The organism is Chromobacterium sp. S0633 (assembly GCF_024158805.1).
Lineage (GTDB): Bacteria > Pseudomonadota > Gammaproteobacteria > Burkholderiales > Chromobacteriaceae > Chromobacterium.
The window spans coordinates 31,738-47,128 of the sequence record NZ_JAMZGH010000050.1 but is presented as its reverse complement, the minus strand read 5'-3'; the positions used below and the strand labels follow the sequence as shown (position 1 = coordinate 47,128).

Genomic DNA, 15,391 nt, shown 5'->3' with positions numbered 1-15,391 from the left:
GGATGCGCACCGGGCAGCCGGCGTCTTCGCTGCGGAACGGGTGCAGCTGGGCCTTGAGTTTGCTGACGTCCACCTTGGCCTTGGCCACGTCCTTGCAGGTCAGACACACCGGCACGCCCTTGCGCGCCTTCAAAGCCTGGTCCACCCGCGCGCCGAACACCACCGCGGACTTTTGCTTCTGCCAGGCCAGCAGCGTTTCGGCCAGCATCGGGAAGGAAGGATCGTCCTGCTTGTAATGATTACGGTAAGCGGTCAGCCACAGTTCGCCGGCGGCGTCCTGGTTCAGCAACACGGTCTGATAAGCCACCGTGACCGCGTCGCCGCGGCCCACGGTCTTGGACAGCAGCAAGGCGTCGTCGTTTTTCATGCGCACGCAGCCATGGCTGCGGAAACCGGGCACCGAACCAGGCGCGTTGGTGCCGTGAAAGCCCAGGCCCAGCTTGGCCTCGCCGAAACGAATGAAGACCGGCCCCAGCGGGTTCTTGGGCCCCGGCGGCACCACAGTCTGCACTTCCTTGCCGCTGCGGCGCATTTCTTCCTGGATGGAGCGCGGCACATGCCAGGCCGGCGCCTTGTAAATGCCGGTAATGTCAAAGCTGCCGATCGGCGTCTGGGTCAGCATCTTGCCCACCGCCACCGGATAGATCTTGGACAGCCTGCCGTCCTGGTACTGGAACAGCCGCGCCTGCGGCAGGTTCAGCACCAAGTGCAGGCCCGCGGGGTTGACCTGCACATCAGGCTCGGGAATCACCGCCGCGCCGACAAACGGCGCCACGCCAAGCCCAAGCCAACCCAACAGCCCAACACATCGCTTCAACATACCGCACCATATCTAAAATCACTATTGTTCGATTCTAACAGAAAGCGTGGGAAAGCAAGATTCTGACTATTACCAAGCCCCTGCCGCCTCCGGGCCGTCGCTAATATTGTCGGTTTTACGCCAGCATAGCCGGCTTGAGCTCAAAACGCAGGCCAATGCGCCAAAACCCAGGCCGCCGCGTACAGGCCCAGGCCGAAACTGGCGTGCGCCGCCAGGCTGCGCCGGCGCGACAGCCATGGCCGCGGCGTTTTCGACGCGAAGAAACCCGCGCCCATCGCCGGCTGCATCAGCAGGAAAGGCGCCACCGCGCTGGCGAGACCGAACAAGAGCGCGGGCCCCGGCGTCGGCGCGCGCCACCAAAGCTCGCCGCACGCGGCCAGCAACAACAGCGCGAAGACAACGCCAATCAAATAATGCGCCAGCCAGCCCAGCGCCCGCTCGCCGCGCGCCGGCTCGGCGCGGGCGATGCTTGCGTGGCGGAAGCGGCCGCGCCGCCAATGCGCCATCCAGCGCCCCACCAGCGCGTAATCCAACGACGGAGTGCCAAAGCTCCGCCGCAGCCAGTACGCCCACGCGTCCATCACCGCCGTGGCGCCTACGCCCACCAGCGCGCCGCGCGCCAACCATTCCGTCACCGCCTCCATGCCCTCTCCCCATCAACCATTCAATGCCCACGCCGCGCCCGACGCGACGCCGGCGCTGACAAACGCCGACCAATAGATTATCATTAAATAGATTGATTGAATGATATTTTGAAGGCCGTCCATGACCAGCACTCCTCCGCCCGCTCCGGAACGCTTCGCCGACCTGGCCGACCTGGCTCGCACGCTGAGCCACGCCCACCGACTGTTGCTGCTGGAACACATCGCCCAAAGCGAGCGCCCGGTTGAGCGGCTGGCCGAGCTGGCCGGCCTGTCCATCGCCAACGCCTCGCAACACCTGCAACACCTGAAGCGCGCCGGACTGGTCCTATCTCGCCGCGACGGCAAGCGCGTGATGTACCGGCTGGGCGACGGCCCCATTCTGGCCGTGCTGGACGCGCTGCGCCGTCAGGCCGAGCACCGCCGCGCCGCCGTCCGCGCGCTGCTGGACGACGCCGCCGCCCGGCCCGAGACGCTGGACGGCGTCACGCTGGACGAGCTGCTGCGCCGCTTGGGCGACGGCGACCTCATCCTGCTGGACGTGCGGCCGGCGGACGAGTACGCCGCCGGCCATCTGCCCGGCGCGCTCAACCTGCCGCCGGAGCGGTTGGAACACGGCCTGGCACAGCTCCGCGCCGGCGCCGAAATCATCGCCTATTGCCGCGGCCCCTTCTGCGTGCTATCCACCCAAGCGGTGGCCGCCTTGCGCGCCCGCGGCCTGAACGCCAGGCGGCTGGACAGCGGCTTCCCGCAATGGAAGGCGGCCGGGCTGGAGGTCGAAACCGGCGCGCCGGCCGGCGCAGACAAAAAACCCCTGCGCGTTGCCGGATAATTTGAGAAAATCGCCGCTTTCCGTTTGATTTTCCAAGCAACACCATGACGCACAAACAGACTATCGCTCAGGTCGAGTCGCTGGACCACGAAGGCCGGGGAGTCGCCCACGTCGATGGCAAGACCATCTTCATCGACGGCGCGCTGCCTTATGAAACCGTGGTCTACAGCGCCTATCGCAAGAAGTCTTCCTACGAGAACGCCAACACCAGCCAGGTGCTGAAGGAAAGCTTTCTGCGCACGCAGCCGCGCTGTCCGCATTACGGCACCTGCGGCGGCTGTTCGATGCAGCATGTGGAGTTCTCCGCCCAAGTGGCGGTCAAGCAAAGGGTGCTGGAAGACAATCTGGCTCGCATCGGCCGGGTCAAGCCGCAACAGGTGCTGACGCCCATCGCCGGCCCGGCCTGGCACTACCGCCACCGCGCGCGGATGTCGGCGCGGCTGGTGGAGAAAAAGGGCGGCGTGCTGGTGGGCTTCCACGAGAAGCGCTCCACCTACATCACCGACATGAGCGAATGCCACATCCTGCCGCGCCATATCTCGGACCTGATCGTGCCGCTGCGCGAGATGATCTACAAGCTGTCGATCAACAACCGCATGCCCCAGGTGGAGCTGGCGGTGGGCGACAAGGTGGACATCCTGGTGTTCCGCAATATGGAAGCCATCAACGACGCCGACCACGCGCTGCTGCGCGCCTTCTCCGACGCCCACGGCAGCAAGGAGCGTCCGCTGCAGATGTGGCTGCAGCCCAAAGGCCCGGACACCTGTTATCCGGTCTACCCGCTGGACGCGCCCAAGCTGACTTACAGCCTGCCGGAATACCGCGTGGAGATGCCCTACTACCCCACCGAGTTCACCCAGGTGAACCCCGAGATCAACGCGGTCATGGTGGCGCGCGCGCTGAAATTCCTGGACCCGCAGCCGGGCGAGCGCATCGCCGACATGTTCTGCGGCATCGGCAACTTCACCCTGCCCATCGCCCGTTCCGGCGCCGAGGTGCACGGCATGGAAGGCAGCCAGCCCCTGGTCAAGCGCGCGGTGGAAAACGCCACTCACAACGGCCTGCAGGACAAGGTCAGCTATGAGATGGCCAATCTGTTCGAAGTCACCGAGGAATCCTTCGCCGCGCTCGGCCGCTTCGACAAGATGCTGGTGGACCCGCCGCGCGACGGCGCGGTGCAGCTGCTGAAGGCCATCACCGAGGACACCGCGCCCAAACGCATCGTCTACGTGTCCTGTAATCCGGCCACGCTGGCGCGCGACGCCAATGTGCTGGTGCACACCAAGGGCTACACGCTGAAGGCGGCCGGCATCATCAATATGTTCCCGCACACCGCCCATGTGGAATCCGTGGCCTGGTTCGAAAAAACCGGCCCGTGCAAGAGCCGCAGCGAAATCGCCGCGATCGAAGCCGCCGAGGAAGCCGAACGCGAGGCGGTGAAAGCGGCGCAACGCGCCGAGGCGGCGGCGGAAGCCGCCAAGAAGGAGCAGGAGCTGGCTGAAAAGGCCGCGGCCAAGCAGGCCCGCCGCGATTATTATTTCGCCGAACAAGCCCGCCGCGAAGCGGAACAGCAAGCGCAATAGTCCCGCATGCGACAAGCCTCCGGCCATGGCCGGGGGCTTTATTTTTGAGCCGGCCGCGCAGCTTGTTTGATCAAACCGGCTGGTTTGCGACAGCGGATAAGCGCACAGTGGCGGGCGAATGCGTTTTACATGGAATCGGCAATCGCTTCATGTCAAAATTCGCCGTTCGCCAATCAACAACACAAGCACACACAGCGGGCGCGCCCGCCAACATCGCCGCTCCTGCCTGAAGGACGGCCCATCAAGGCAATAGATATGCACATACTTCAATTCGTCTTCGGACTGCTGGTTGTCTTCCTGCTGACCCAAGTGGTGGCGCGCGACCGCAAGAACATCAAGATCCGCTACGTGCTGCAACTGATCGTGGTGGAGATGGCGCTGGCCTACTTCCTGCTGCACTCCAGCTACGGCCTGACCCTGGTGGGCGGCGTGGCCGGCGTGTTCGACAAACTGATGAGCTACGCCGGCGAAGGCACCAACTTCGTGTTCGGCGGCCTGCTCAATCAGGGCGAGTTCAGCTTCTTCCTCAAGGTGCTGATGCCCATCGTCTACATCTCGGTGCTGATCGGCATCCTGCAGCACATCCGCGTGCTGCCCTGGGTGATACGCGGCATCGGCTGGGTGCTGGCCAAGATCAGCGGCATGGGCAAGATCGAGTCCTTCAACGCCGTCGGCTCCATGATCGTGGGCCAGTCCGAGAACTTCATCGCCTACAAGAACATCATCGGCAGCTTCTCGGAAAAGCGCATGTACACGCTGGCCGCCACCGCCATGTCCACGGTGTCCATGTCCATCGTCGGCTCCTATATGCAGATCATCCAGCCGCGTTTCGTGGTCACCGCGCTGATTCTCAATCTGTTCAGCACCTTCGTCATCCTGTCGCTGATCAATCCCTACGACGCCAGCCGCGACGACGATGAACTGATCAGCGCCGAAGCCGCCCACCGCATGTCCTTCTTCGAAATGCTGGGCGACTACATCATGGCCGGCTTCAAGATCGCCGTGATCGTCGGCGCGATGCTGATCGGCTTCATCGCGCTGATCACCACCGTCAACCACCTCTTCGACGCCGTCTTCGGCGTGAACTTCCAGTACGTGCTGGGCTATGTGTTCTATCCCTTCGCCTGGCTGATGGGCATTCCGGCCGCCGACATCATGCCGGCCAGCAGCATCATGGCCACCAAATTGGTGACCAATGAGTTCGTGGCGATGATGGAATTGAAAAAGCTCACCGCCCAGCTGTCGGAATACACCATAGGCGTGATCTCCATCTTCCTGGTGTCCTTCGCCAACTTCAGCTCCATCGGCATCATCGCCGGCGCGGTCAAGGGCCTGGACGAGGAGCGCGGCAATATGGTGTCCCGCTTCGGCCTGAAGCTGGTGTACGGTTCCACCCTGGTCAGCATTCTGTCGGCGCTGATCGGCGGTTTGGTGCTGTAAAAGTCTCTACGCCCTCTTCCTCCAACGGGCCCGGCCGATGCCGGGCCTGTTTCATTTCGGACCGCCGCCGCTCAGCCCCCAGCCTGTTGCCGCGCATACACCACCAGCCGCAGATGGCGGTCCTCGTCTATGGTCAGCGTGGTGTGCTCGTATGACTGCTCCGTACCATCCACCAGCAGCCGGCGCACGCCGCTGCAGGCGGAGAGCACCTGGTGCTGCCGCCACCAGGCCTTGAAATCCGGCGACACCCGTTCCAGTTCATCCACCAGCTCATGGATATCGGCCTGCTGCGTGGCACGGGCGAAGTCGCGGCGGAAACTCGACAACATCAGCGGCGCCTGCTTCTCCCAATCAAGAAAACGCTGATGCAGCAAGGGTTCGGTGAACAACATCCACAATAGGTTGCGGCGCCCTGGCAGCTGACGATCAAAAGCGAACAGACGCGCGGCCGGCGCATTGAAGGCCAGCACATCCCAGCGCAGATTGAGCACATAGGCTGGGTGCGGCGCCAGGTCGTGCATCAGACGCGACACCAGCGGCGGCACCACGCACCAGGTCTTGCCCGGTTCCACCGGCGGCCGCTCATGGGCTAGCAGGAACAGGTGGCGGCGCTCCGCCGCGTCCAGCTTCAGCACCCGCGCCAGATTATCCAGAAAGGCGGCCGACACGCCGATATCCCTGCCCTGCTCTAGCCAGGTGTACCAACTCAGGCCGACACCAGCGAGCGCGGCCACCTCCTCACGCCTAAGCCCCGGCGTGCGGCGGCGTCCGCCGCTGGGCAAGCCCACATCGGCTGGGGACAAACGCTCGCGGCGCGCGCGCAAAAAGGCGGCCAAATCAGGGCGAGTACGTTCCAGAGTGCGCATGGTTTGATCCCATCACCATTAGTAACAGCATAAATGGTCAAATTGTAACCCTTTAAAAACCGCGTGAGAATGGCCGTCCTACTTCCCTGAATCGAATGCACATGCGCTCCAATCCCTCTCTACCTCGCACCGCCGGCACCGCTCCCTGGCTGGGCCTGTCCGTTTTACTGCTAGCGGGCTTCGTCATCATTTTCGATCTATTCGTGGTCAATGTGGCCATCCCCAGCCTGCAAGCAGGACTGGGCGCCAGCTTCGCTCAGATCAGCTTCATCATCGCCGGTTACGAGCTGGCCTTCGGCGCGCTGCTGATCACCGGTGGCCGCCTGGGCGATCTGTTTGGACGCCGCCGCCTGTTCATCATCGGCATGGCCGGATTCACCGCGGCATCGGCACTATGCGGACTGGCCCCCGACGCCGGCTTCCTTGTCTGCGCCCGAGTACTGCAAGGCCTGGCGGCCGCCTTATTGTTCCCGCAGGTTTACGCCTCTATCCGCGTCAATTTCGACGGCGACGACAGTCGTCGCGCTTTCGGCCTGCTTGGCATGACCCTGGGGCTGGCCGCGATCGCGGGCCAAGTGCTCGGCGGCTGGCTGCTACAGTCCGACCTGTTCGGACAAGGCTGGCGCAGCATTTTCCTGATCAATGTACCCATAGGCCTGTTCGCCGTCGCCGCCGCGCGCTGCATTCCGGAGTCCCGCTCCCCCCAGCCAGCACAGCTGGATTGGCCTGGCATGATCTTGGTCAGCGTTGGGCTGACGCTGTTGCTGGTGCCCTTGATCGAAGGGCCGGAGCAGCATTGGCCGGCCTGGAGCCTATGGATGCCCGCCGTGGCGCTGGTCGTGCTGGCGCGGTTCCGACAACAGCAGGAACGACGGCGCACGGCCGGCCTGTCGCCCTTGGTGGATATGCGTTTGCTGGGTCAGCGCCGCTTCGCTCTAGGCATATTGCTGGTGCTGCTGATCTATTCCACATCCAGTTCCTTCTTCCTGTGCTTTGCGCTGCTGACTCAATCTGGACTGGGACTGGACCCTTTCAGCGCCGGCAGCATCTTCGCACCCGCCAGCGTCGGCTTCGTCGCGGCGTCGCTGGCCGCGCCGCGCTGGGTCGCGCGCCAAGGCGTCACCGCCATCGTCACCGGATCACTGCTCTACGCCGCCTCTATCGGACTGCTGATCGCCCAAGTGCATGTCGCTGGCGCCGAGCTGCAACCGATCCAGCTGGTGCCGGCACTGATCGCGGTTGGCGTTGGCCAGGGCTTGATCATGACTCCCTTGCTGAACCTGGTGCTGGGCTTCGTCGATAAAGCCCAGGCCGGCATGGCCTCCGGCGTCGTCTCCACCGTGCAACAACTGGGCGCGGCGTTGGGCGTGGCCGTGGTTGGCATCCTGTTCCGCGCGGCGCTGGCTGGCGGCGATGGCGCGGCGGCAAACGCCGCGCGGTACGCAGCGGCTTTCGTGGCGGGAATGAGCTACAACCTGGCTGCGGCGCTGCTGATCAGCGCTCTGCTCTTGATGCTGACGCGGACACCGCGCGCCGCGGGCTGAGCCGCTTCGCGTCGCCGACAAAAAACCCGGCTCCGCCGGGTTTCGTCCTGGATTGCATAGCCTCACACCTTAGGCCAGGCGATGGGCCGATAATCCGGCAATCCATCCTTGAACGGCGGAATCCGCTCGCCCTCCATCAAGGGACGCACATAGTCGAGGAAGGCCGGCGTCACGCTGAAGCCGTCGGCGCCGATGAATTCCGGCGGCAGCCGCTTCTCCTGATCGCCCACCACCGCCAACGGCACCTCCACCACGTCCCAGCAGTAGGGATGGTTCTGGATGCGCTTGATGCCGGCCATCACGCCGCTCTTGCCGGCCAGCAGCCACTCCACCGCCCGCTCGCCCATGATGTAGGCCTGGCGCACATCCATGCTGGACCCCAAATGGCCGCCGGCACGCTGCAGATAATCCACCTGCGCCACATGCGCGGAAATGCCGCGCTCGCGCAGCAGCAGCTGGGCGATCCAGTGGCCAGCGCCGCCCAGTTGCTCATGGCCGTAGACTTCGGATTTCTTGGCCTCGGCGACGAAGCGGCCGTCGGCGTCGGTAATGCCCTCTGCCACCGCGATCGCGCACTGGCCGAAGCGCGCCAGCCTGTCGTCCACCGCGGCGAGGAAACACTCGGCGTCGAAAGCCACTTCCGGCAGCAGCAGCAAATGCGGCGCTTCGCGCTCATTGCGCGCCGCCGCGGCGCAGGCCGCCGCCAGCCAGCCGGTATGGCGGCCCATGGTTTCCATGATGAAGACCCGGCCCCAGCCCATGCTGGTCATGTCCAGCCCCACCTCGCGCATCGCGCTGGCCAGGAATTTGGCGGAGGAGCCGTAGCCGGGGCTGTTGTCGGTGCCCACCAGATCGTTGTCTATGGTCTTGGGAACGCCCACCACCTTGAGCGGATAGCCCATGTGGCGCTCGAACTCCGCCAGACGCTCGGCGCAGCCCAGCGAGCCGTTGCCGCCATTGACCAGCAGATAATGGATGTCGTGCCGGGCCAACACTTCGCGCAGCCGCCGCCAGTCGTCGCCGGCCTCGGCGAAGCTGCCTATCATGCGCCGGCTGACGCCGAAGCTGCCGCCGGGCATGAAGGCCAGTTGGGCGATGGCCTCGTCCGATACCGCGTCGGTATTGCACAAGCGGTCCTCCAGCAGGCCGGCCAGACCGTCGAAAGCGCCGTACATCGACAGGCCGCGCTGGCGCGCGGTTTCTATCGCGCCCTGCGCGGAAGCGTTCAACACCGCAGTCGGACCGCCCGACTGCAAATATATGGCACGGGGTTTGGACATCATCGCCACCTGGAGAAATGGAGAATCAAACGGCGCGGCGCGCGGCCGGGCCGGGAATACCACAAACATACCACTGGCCGGAAAGCCGCCTCAAGCCGGACAGCGCCGCCATTCCCCATTTCCTTGACCGGCGGCAAATCCGCGCGCAAGTTGCCGCCGCGCTACAGGCGGCCTTGGCCCTCCTAATCCCAGCGCGGGCTGAACTCCGGATCGGCCAGCCGCTCGCCGCGCTCCAGGCCGGCGATGGCGTCCATATCGGCCTCGCTCAAACTCAGCGTCTCCGCCTGCAGATTGGCGGCCAGATTGGCGCGCCGGGTGGACGATGGAATCACGGCCAGCCCCTGGCGCAACAACCAGGCCAAGGCCAGCTGCGCCGGGCTGGCCCGATGCCGCGCGGCGATTTCGCGCAATAGCGGCTCGTCCATCACCTTGCCGTAAGCCAGCGGCATATAGGCGGTGACCGGCACCCCCTGCTCTCGGCAAAAATCCAGCAGCTTGCGGTTCTGCAGGAAGGGATGCACTTCCACCTGCTGGCTGGCGATCTCCCCCGGCCCCACCGCGGCCAGCGCCCGGCGCAGATGGGCGATGGTGAAATTGGACACGCCTATCCGCCGCGTCAGCCCCTGCTGCTTGGCCAGGGCCAGCGCTTCCATATATTCCGCCACCGGCAGCGCGTCGCCGGGCGACGGCCAATGGATCAGCGTCATGTCCACCTGCTCCACGCCCAGCAAGTCCAGGCTGCGGCGCAGGCTGTCCGCCAATTTTTCCCGCCCCAGGTTCTCGGTCCAGATCTTGGTGGTCAGAAACACTTGCTCGCGCGGCAAGCCGCTCTGGCGCAGCGCCTGCCCCACCTCGGCCTCGTTGCCGTAAATCTGCGCGGTGTCGATGTGGCGGTAGCCCAGCTCCAACCCAGTCAATACCGAATCCACCACTTGTTGCCCTTGCAGACGGAAGGTGCCCAAACCTATTTTTGGCATATCCATGATGAAACGTCCTTTCAATTGCGCGCCCTGCGGCGCTTTATTTCCATTGTCCTGCTCCGGCGGTCAAGCCGCCTGCGAACACATTGCCGGCGTCCGCGCCGCGCGGCGGTCCAGCGCGCCGGACCAGGTGGTCAGGGCCAAGGCAGCCAACACCACCAGCGCGCCTATCCACGGCGTGGCCAGCAGGCCCAGCTCCGCCACCACCCAGCCGCCGGCCCAGGCGCCGCCGGCGATGCCCACATTGAAGGCGGCGATGTTCAGGCCGGAAGCCACGTTCACCGCCTGCGGCGCGTCGCGTTCCGCCTGCCGCACCACATAGAGCTGCAGGCCGGCCACATTGCCGAAAGCCACCGCGCCCCAGGCCAGCACCGTGACCAGCACCCACACCGGCGACGGCGCGGTGAAGCTCAGCGCCAGCAGCACCAGCGCCAGCAAGGCGAAGATGATCTGCAAGGCGCGCACCGGCCCCTTGCGGTCCGCCAGCCGGCCGCCCCAGATATTGCCCGCCGCCACCGACACGCCGTACACCAGCATCACCAGCCCCACCCGCGACGGCGCGAAACCGCTGACCTGCTCCAGAATGGGCGCCAGATAGGTGAAGGCGATGAAAGAACCGCCGTAGCCCAAGGCCGTCATCGCGTACACCAGCAATAGCCGCGGCCGTTTCAGCACCGCCAGCTGTGCGGCCAGCGAGGCCGGCGGCGGCTGGGGAATGTCCTTGGGCACCAGCAGCAGGCTGCCGATGAAGGCCAGCACCCCCAGCATGGATACCGCCAGAAAAGTGGCTTGCCAACCCAGGGTCTGGCCGATGAAGGTGCCCAGCGGCACCCCGCTCACCAGCGCCACCGTCAGGCCGCTGAACATCAGCGCGATGGCGCTGGCCGCCTTGTCCTTGCTCACCAGGCCGGTGGCGATGGTGGAGCCGATGGAAAAGAACACCCCGTGCGCCAGGCCGGTCAGCACCCGCGCCGCCATCAGCGCCTGGTAGCCCGGCGCCTGCCAGGCCACCAGATTGCCCAGGGTGAACAAGGCCATCAGCCCCAGCAACAAGGGCTTGCGCGGCACGCGGCCGGTCAGCGCGGTCAACAGCGGCGCGCCCACCGCCACGCCCAAGGCATAAAGGCTGACCAATAGGCCGGCGGACGGCAGCGACACTCCCAGGCTGGAAGCGATGGTGGGAATCAGGCCCACGATGACGAATTCGGTGGTGCCAATGGCGAAGGCGCTCAAGGTCAGCGCCCATAGGGCAAGCGGCATGATGTTCTCCCAAAGAAAAGCCGAGTCGGGCCCGCCGCGGCGGGCAAACGAATAAGGCCGCATTCTCCACGCTTGCCAGCCGCGGAAAAATCCGCTTCACTGACAAAAACTTTTGCTCAGGAATCAACAATGCTACCCATGGAAGCGCTGATTGCGTTTGTCTCAGTCATAGACGCAGGCTCCTTCTCCGCCGCCGCGGAGCGTCTGGGCCAGACCCCGTCCGGCATCAGCCGCAGCGTCAGCCGGCTGGAAAAACAGCTGGGCGTGGCGCTGATCACCCGCACCACCCGCCGGCTGGACCTGACCGCGGAAGGCCGCTGGCTGCTGGAACGCGCGCGCCGCATCCTGGCCGAGCTGCAGGACACCGAGGCTCAGTTGGCCGCCAGCCTGGCCCAGCCCAGCGGCCTGCTGCGCGTCAACGCCGCCACCCCCATCCTCACCCGCCTGATCGCGCCGCTGACCGCCGGCTTTCTGGAACGCTACCCGCAGGTGCGCCTGGAGTTGACGGGCGCGGAAGGCATCGTCGATCTGATAGAAGAGCGGGCCGACGTCGCCATTCGCGTCGGCATGGGCGCGCTGGCGGACTCCAGCCTCAGCGCCCGCCGCCTGGGCGACAGCCGCATCCGCCTGGTGGCCTCGCCGGACTATCTGAGCCGCCGCGGCGCGCCGGACAGCGCCGACGCGCTGGCGCGGCACCGGCTGCTGGGCTTCACCGCGCCGGACACCCTCAATCAATGGCCGCTGCGCCACCGCGGCGGCAACGGGCTGGCCATTCAGCCCGCGCTGACCGCCTCCAGCGGCGAAACCCTGTTGCACCTGGCCTTGCACGGCGCCGGCATCGCCTGTCTCAACGACCTGCTCACCGCCGAAGATCTGCAAAGCGGCCGCTTGTTGCCGGTGCTGGACGCCGTCAGCCTGCCGTGGAGCCAGACTATCTGGGCGGTGTTCTACAAACAGGGCGCGCTGGCGCCGCGCGTCGGCGCCTGGGTGGATTATCTGGCCGCGGAGCTGGGCCAGAGGCTGGGACAGCCGACGACGATGGAAAAAAATCAGCGTCCTTCATGAAGTTCAGGAACTGAATTAATTTTTCACTTACAAAAACAATAAGATAGATCCCTTACGGCGGCCGCCGCCCGCTTGCGCCATGACCACCCTGCCCCCCAAGCTCATCGTCGCCATCGACGGCGTCGCCATGGAGTACATCGCCGTCGGCGCCGCCGCGCCTCCCATCGTGCTGATCAACGACGCCGGCACGCCGATGGAGGGCTGGTACAAAGTGCTGCCGGCGCTGGAAACGCTCAGCGGCGTGTTCGCCTACAACCGCTGCGGCATAGGCAACAGCGGCAACGCCCGCGAGGCGCAGACCGGCGCCGCGATGATGGAAACCCTGCGCGCGCTGCTGTTCAAGGCGGACCTGGCCCCGCCCTATGTGCTGGTGGCCCACGCCTTGGGCGGCCTGATCGCCAATCTGTTCGCCCGCAGCTACGCCGGCGAAGTGGCCGCCGTGGTGCTGCTGGACGCCGCCGCGCCGGAGGACATCAGCGCGCTGGACGCGCGGCAAGGCCGGCTGGGCCAGTTGCTGCGCCGGGCGCTGGATCTGGCTCAGGACCGGGACACCCTGAACGAGACCGGCCACCTGCGCCGCAGCGCGGAACAGATCGCCGAAGCGCCGCCCTTCCCCGACATCCCTCTGTTTGTGATCAGCGGCGGCGCGCCGGGCTTGTCCTGGCTCACCTCCAAGGCGGTGCTGGACGCGCGCGCCGAGGGCCAGCGCCGGCTGGCGGCGCTGTCGCCGCGCGGCCGCCACGTCATCGCCGCCCGCAGCGGCCATTTTCCGCAATTCTCGGAACCGGAACGGGTCGTCTCCGCGGTGCGCGACGCGCTGACGGCTATCGCCTCAAGCTAAACGCCCGCCCCATGATGGCGTTGGCCAACAAGCCACGACGCCTCACAAGCGCTTGAAGTAATAGGCGGTGGGATGCAGGCGTCCATCCGGACAGGCGGCGTAATCCGGAATCTCCCCGCTCTTGCTCCAGCCCAGTTTGCGGTAGACGTCCTCCGCGCCGGAACCGGCCTCGGTGTCCAGCACCAGCAGGCGAATGCCCTGTTTGTGTGCATGATCCTCCAGCGCCGCCATCAATTGGCGCGCCACGCCGCGGCCGCGGCGGGCGGAATGCACCAAGAGCTTCTGCACCTCGGCGCGGTGGCGGCCGTTGCCGCGCTGGCAAGGCGCCAGTTGCACGCAGCCCAGCAGTTCCTCGCCCTCTTCCGCCAGCCATAATTGCAGGCCGGCGCCCAGCAGCGCGTCCACCTGCGCCCAGTAAGCGGCGGCCTCGGCCTCAGGCAAGGGCGCGAGGAAGCCCACCGACGCGCCGCCGGTCACGCAGTCGGCCAATAAGGCGCTCAGGCGCGAGTAATCCCGGGCCGCCAGCGCCGGCGTCATTCTGATCGTGCTCATCTTTTTTCCCCTTGAACGCCGCGCGCGGACCGCGGCCACAAGTCGGGACAAGCAGTTTTCATGCCGGAGCGCGGCGCGGCAAACCTGCTAGTCTGGAACAAACCCTATCGGACGCTGCCATGGTTTGGTCCCCGATGCGCCTGGCGCTGATCTGCTGCGCCGTTCTCCCCCCGCCCTGCCTCGCCGCCGCGCCGCCGCCGGCGCGGGAGGTGGTGCTGGCCAGCGGGGAGTGGCCGCCCTATCTATCCGCCAAGCTGCCGCAGCAGGGCTATGCCTCCCACATTGTCAGCGAAGCCTTCCGCCTGGCCGGGATCACGGTGCGCTACCGGCATTTCCCCTGGGCCCGGGCCGAGGCCATGGTGCGCGGCGGCGAGATCGCGGGATCGGTGGTGTGGTCGATCACGCCGGAGCGCGAGCGATTCGCGCTGTTCAGCCTGCCGGTGGTGGTGGATGAGGAGGTGGCATTTCACTTGGCCAAACGCCCGCTTTCTCCGACGGAGATGCCGGATTTGTACGGCTTGCGCATGGCCACGCCCAACGGTTCCAAACTGGGGGTATGGGGCGAGGCGGTGCGCGCCGGCCATATTCGCAACGACAGCACCCAGGACATAGAAAGCGGCATGCGGCAGTTGCTGGCGGAGCGCATCGATTTTTTCCCCCTGGTCAAATCGGTGGGACAATCCTTGCTGCGCCGGCGCTTCACGCCGGAGCAGCGCGCCGCCATCGTCTACGCGCCCAAGGTGTGGGAACGCAATGAGTACCGCCTGATGCTGAGCCGGGCGCAGCCGCAAAGCCAGTGGCTGCTGGACCGCTTCAACGAAGGCCTGGTCCGGCTTAAAAACAGCGCCCAATACCGGCGGATGGAGCGGGATTTCGAGGATGGGGCTTACGATCAGCCAGTCTCTACGGCAAAACCTTGAAGCCTCCCGGCTTACATGCGCTGGAAGAGATGGGCATAGCTGCGGCTGACTTCCAGCGGTTCCGGATAGCCGCGCAATTGCAGCATGAGGCCGCGCTGGCCGTCATCGCGCTTGATCTGTTCGATGGCGTCCACCCGCACCAGGGTGGAGCGGTGGATCTGCCAGAATTCGTCCGGGTCCAGCGCCTGCAACAGTTCCTTGATCGGCATGCGGATCAAGGCTTCGCAGCCGGCGGTCTGCACCCGGGTGTATTTTTCATCGGATTGAAAAAACAGCACTTCGCCGGTGCTGATCATGCGCAGGCTATTGCCCACCGAGGCCTTGATCCAACGCAGATAGTCCGGACGCGCCAGTTGACGGCTCAGCTGCTGCAAGGAGGCCTGCCAGTGCGTCGGCAGCGCCAGCTGCCGCTGCTCCCAGCGCTGGCGCGTGCGCAACAGCCGCTCGTCCTCCACCGGCTTGAGCAGATAATCCACCGCGCCTTCTTCAAAGGCCTTGATCGCGTATTGGTCGTAAGCGGTGACGAACACCACCGGGCACAGGCCGTCTATCTCCATCGCCGCGGCGATGCCGTTCTGCACCGGCATGGTGATGTCCAGAAAAGCCAGGTCCGGCCTATGCTCGCGGACCAACTCCACCGCTTCGGCGCCGTCGCGGGCCTCGGCCACTATCCTCAACTCCGGCCACACCCGTTGCAGGGCCATGCGCAGTTGCTCGCGCATCAGGCGCTCGTCGTCGGCGATCACCGCGCTCAATTTGCTCATTAA

General features: G+C 65.6%; 15 protein-coding genes. 7 read left to right on the top strand and 8 right to left on the bottom strand.

Features of this window, described 5'->3' with window-relative positions; genetic code table 11:
• Window positions 1-820 (bottom strand): L,D-transpeptidase (locus tag NK214_RS21830; RefSeq protein ID WP_253315507.1); only part of this gene is annotated, 820 nt, incomplete at its 3' end.
• A 140-nt stretch (window positions 821-960) separates the two neighbouring features.
• Window positions 961-1,464 (bottom strand): DUF2938 domain-containing protein, encoded by a 504-nt coding sequence (locus NK214_RS21825; RefSeq protein ID WP_253315506.1) that lies wholly within the window; start codon window positions 1,462-1,464, stop codon window positions 961-963.
• Between the two features lie 121 nt (window positions 1,465-1,585).
• Between NK214_RS21825 and NK214_RS21820 the strand changes: the two genes are divergently transcribed.
• From NK214_RS21820 to NK214_RS21810, 3 genes are all read left to right on the top strand, one after another.
• Window positions 1,586-2,293: a metalloregulator ArsR/SmtB family transcription factor gene (locus NK214_RS21820; RefSeq protein ID WP_107799740.1), complete on the top strand. Its 708-nt coding sequence runs from the start codon at window positions 1,586-1,588 to the stop codon at window positions 2,291-2,293.
• A gap of 44 nt (window positions 2,294-2,337) precedes the next feature.
• The gene (gene rlmD / locus NK214_RS21815) at window positions 2,338-3,876 is read left to right on the top strand and encodes a 23S rRNA (uracil(1939)-C(5))-methyltransferase RlmD (RefSeq protein ID WP_253315505.1); all 1,539 of its coding nucleotides are present in this window, start codon (window positions 2,338-2,340) and stop codon (window positions 3,874-3,876) included.
• A 255-nt stretch (window positions 3,877-4,131) separates the two neighbouring features.
• Window positions 4,132-5,316, top strand: coding sequence for a NupC/NupG family nucleoside CNT transporter (locus NK214_RS21810; RefSeq protein WP_107799742.1), 1,185 nt, complete (start codon window positions 4,132-4,134; stop codon window positions 5,314-5,316).
• 71 nt (window positions 5,317-5,387) lie between these two features.
• Here NK214_RS21810 and NK214_RS21805 read toward each other — a convergent pair whose 3' ends face one another.
• Window positions 5,388-6,182, bottom strand: a complete 795-nt coding sequence (locus NK214_RS21805) for a helix-turn-helix transcriptional regulator (RefSeq protein ID WP_253315504.1) — start codon at window positions 6,180-6,182, stop codon at window positions 5,388-5,390.
• Window positions 6,183-6,283: 101 nt separating this feature from the next.
• Between NK214_RS21805 and NK214_RS21800 the strand changes: the two genes are divergently transcribed.
• On the top strand, window positions 6,284-7,726 hold the full coding sequence (locus NK214_RS21800; protein WP_253315503.1) for an MFS transporter: 1,443 nt from the start codon (window positions 6,284-6,286) through the stop codon (window positions 7,724-7,726).
• A 62-nt stretch (window positions 7,727-7,788) separates the two neighbouring features.
• Here NK214_RS21800 and NK214_RS21795 read toward each other — a convergent pair whose 3' ends face one another.
• The 3 genes from NK214_RS21795 to NK214_RS21785 all read right to left on the bottom strand — a co-directional run bounded on the left by NK214_RS21795 (window position 7,789) and on the right by NK214_RS21785 (window position 11,246).
• Window positions 7,789-9,006 (bottom strand): 6-phosphofructokinase, encoded by a 1,218-nt coding sequence (locus NK214_RS21795; RefSeq protein ID WP_253315502.1) that lies wholly within the window; start codon window positions 9,004-9,006, stop codon window positions 7,789-7,791.
• Window positions 9,007-9,188: 182 nt separating this feature from the next.
• Complete coding sequence (dkgB, locus tag NK214_RS21790) at window positions 9,189-9,989, bottom strand: 2,5-didehydrogluconate reductase DkgB (RefSeq protein ID WP_253315501.1); 801 nt, start codon at window positions 9,987-9,989, stop codon at window positions 9,189-9,191.
• A gap of 63 nt (window positions 9,990-10,052) precedes the next feature.
• The gene (locus NK214_RS21785) at window positions 10,053-11,246 is read right to left on the bottom strand and encodes an MFS transporter (protein WP_253315500.1); all 1,194 of its coding nucleotides are present in this window, start codon (window positions 11,244-11,246) and stop codon (window positions 10,053-10,055) included.
• Window positions 11,247-11,375: 129 nt separating this feature from the next.
• Here NK214_RS21785 and NK214_RS21780 point away from each other — a divergent pair, with 129 nt between their 5' ends.
• Both NK214_RS21780 and NK214_RS21775 read left to right on the top strand, forming a co-directional pair.
• Window positions 11,376-12,311: a LysR family transcriptional regulator gene (locus NK214_RS21780; RefSeq protein ID WP_253315499.1), complete on the top strand. Its 936-nt coding sequence runs from the start codon at window positions 11,376-11,378 to the stop codon at window positions 12,309-12,311.
• A gap of 79 nt (window positions 12,312-12,390) precedes the next feature.
• Window positions 12,391-13,152: an alpha/beta fold hydrolase gene (locus NK214_RS21775; protein ID WP_107799747.1), complete on the top strand. Its 762-nt coding sequence runs from the start codon at window positions 12,391-12,393 to the stop codon at window positions 13,150-13,152.
• Window positions 13,153-13,194: 42 nt separating this feature from the next.
• On the opposite strand, the gene NK214_RS21770 is transcribed toward NK214_RS21775, so the two are convergent.
• Entirely contained in the window at window positions 13,195-13,704 is a 510-nt protein-coding gene (locus NK214_RS21770) for a GNAT family N-acetyltransferase (protein ID WP_253315498.1), read from the bottom strand.
• Between the two features lie 119 nt (window positions 13,705-13,823).
• Between NK214_RS21770 and NK214_RS21765 the strand changes: the two genes are divergently transcribed.
• Window positions 13,824-14,624, top strand: a complete 801-nt coding sequence (locus tag NK214_RS21765; RefSeq protein WP_253315497.1) for an ABC transporter substrate-binding protein — start codon at window positions 13,824-13,826, stop codon at window positions 14,622-14,624.
• Window positions 14,625-14,635: 11 nt separating this feature from the next.
• Here NK214_RS21765 and NK214_RS21760 read toward each other — a convergent pair whose 3' ends face one another.
• Window positions 14,636-15,388 carry a LytTR family DNA-binding domain-containing protein gene (locus NK214_RS21760; RefSeq protein WP_253315496.1) on the bottom strand — a complete coding sequence of 251 codons (753 nt, stop codon included), beginning with the start codon at window positions 15,386-15,388 and terminating at the stop codon, window positions 14,636-14,638.
• Window positions 15,389-15,391 lie beyond the last annotated feature (3 nt).

What these genes read in the sequence shown, in the direction of transcription:
- NK214_RS21825 (WP_253315506.1), bottom strand. Translation starts at nt 1,464, where the DNA reads ATGGAGGCGGTGACGGAATGGTTGGCGCGCGGCGCGCTGGTGGGCGTA.
- NK214_RS21820 (WP_107799740.1), top strand. Translation starts at nt 1,586, where the DNA reads ATGACCAGCACTCCTCCGCCCGCTCCGGAACGCTTCGCCGACCTGGCC.
- rlmD (WP_253315505.1), top strand. Translation starts at nt 2,338, where the DNA reads ATGACGCACAAACAGACTATCGCTCAGGTCGAGTCGCTGGACCACGAA.
- NK214_RS21810 (WP_107799742.1), top strand. Translation starts at nt 4,132, where the DNA reads ATGCACATACTTCAATTCGTCTTCGGACTGCTGGTTGTCTTCCTGCTG.
- NK214_RS21805 (WP_253315504.1), bottom strand. Translation starts at nt 6,182, where the DNA reads ATGCGCACTCTGGAACGTACTCGCCCTGATTTGGCCGCCTTTTTGCGC.
- NK214_RS21800 (WP_253315503.1), top strand. Translation starts at nt 6,284, where the DNA reads ATGCGCTCCAATCCCTCTCTACCTCGCACCGCCGGCACCGCTCCCTGG.
- NK214_RS21795 (WP_253315502.1), bottom strand. Translation starts at nt 9,006, where the DNA reads ATGTCCAAACCCCGTGCCATATATTTGCAGTCGGGCGGTCCGACTGCG.
- dkgB (WP_253315501.1), bottom strand. Translation starts at nt 9,989, where the DNA reads ATGGATATGCCAAAAATAGGTTTGGGCACCTTCCGTCTGCAAGGGCAA.
- NK214_RS21785 (WP_253315500.1), bottom strand. Translation starts at nt 11,246, where the DNA reads ATGCCGCTTGCCCTATGGGCGCTGACCTTGAGCGCCTTCGCCATTGGC.
- NK214_RS21780 (WP_253315499.1), top strand. Translation starts at nt 11,376, where the DNA reads ATGCTACCCATGGAAGCGCTGATTGCGTTTGTCTCAGTCATAGACGCA.
- NK214_RS21775 (WP_107799747.1), top strand. Translation starts at nt 12,391, where the DNA reads ATGACCACCCTGCCCCCCAAGCTCATCGTCGCCATCGACGGCGTCGCC.
- NK214_RS21770 (WP_253315498.1), bottom strand. Translation starts at nt 13,704, where the DNA reads ATGAGCACGATCAGAATGACGCCGGCGCTGGCGGCCCGGGATTACTCG.
- NK214_RS21765 (WP_253315497.1), top strand. Translation starts at nt 13,824, where the DNA reads ATGGTTTGGTCCCCGATGCGCCTGGCGCTGATCTGCTGCGCCGTTCTC.
- NK214_RS21760 (WP_253315496.1), bottom strand. Translation starts at nt 15,388, where the DNA reads ATGAGCAAATTGAGCGCGGTGATCGCCGACGACGAGCGCCTGATGCGC.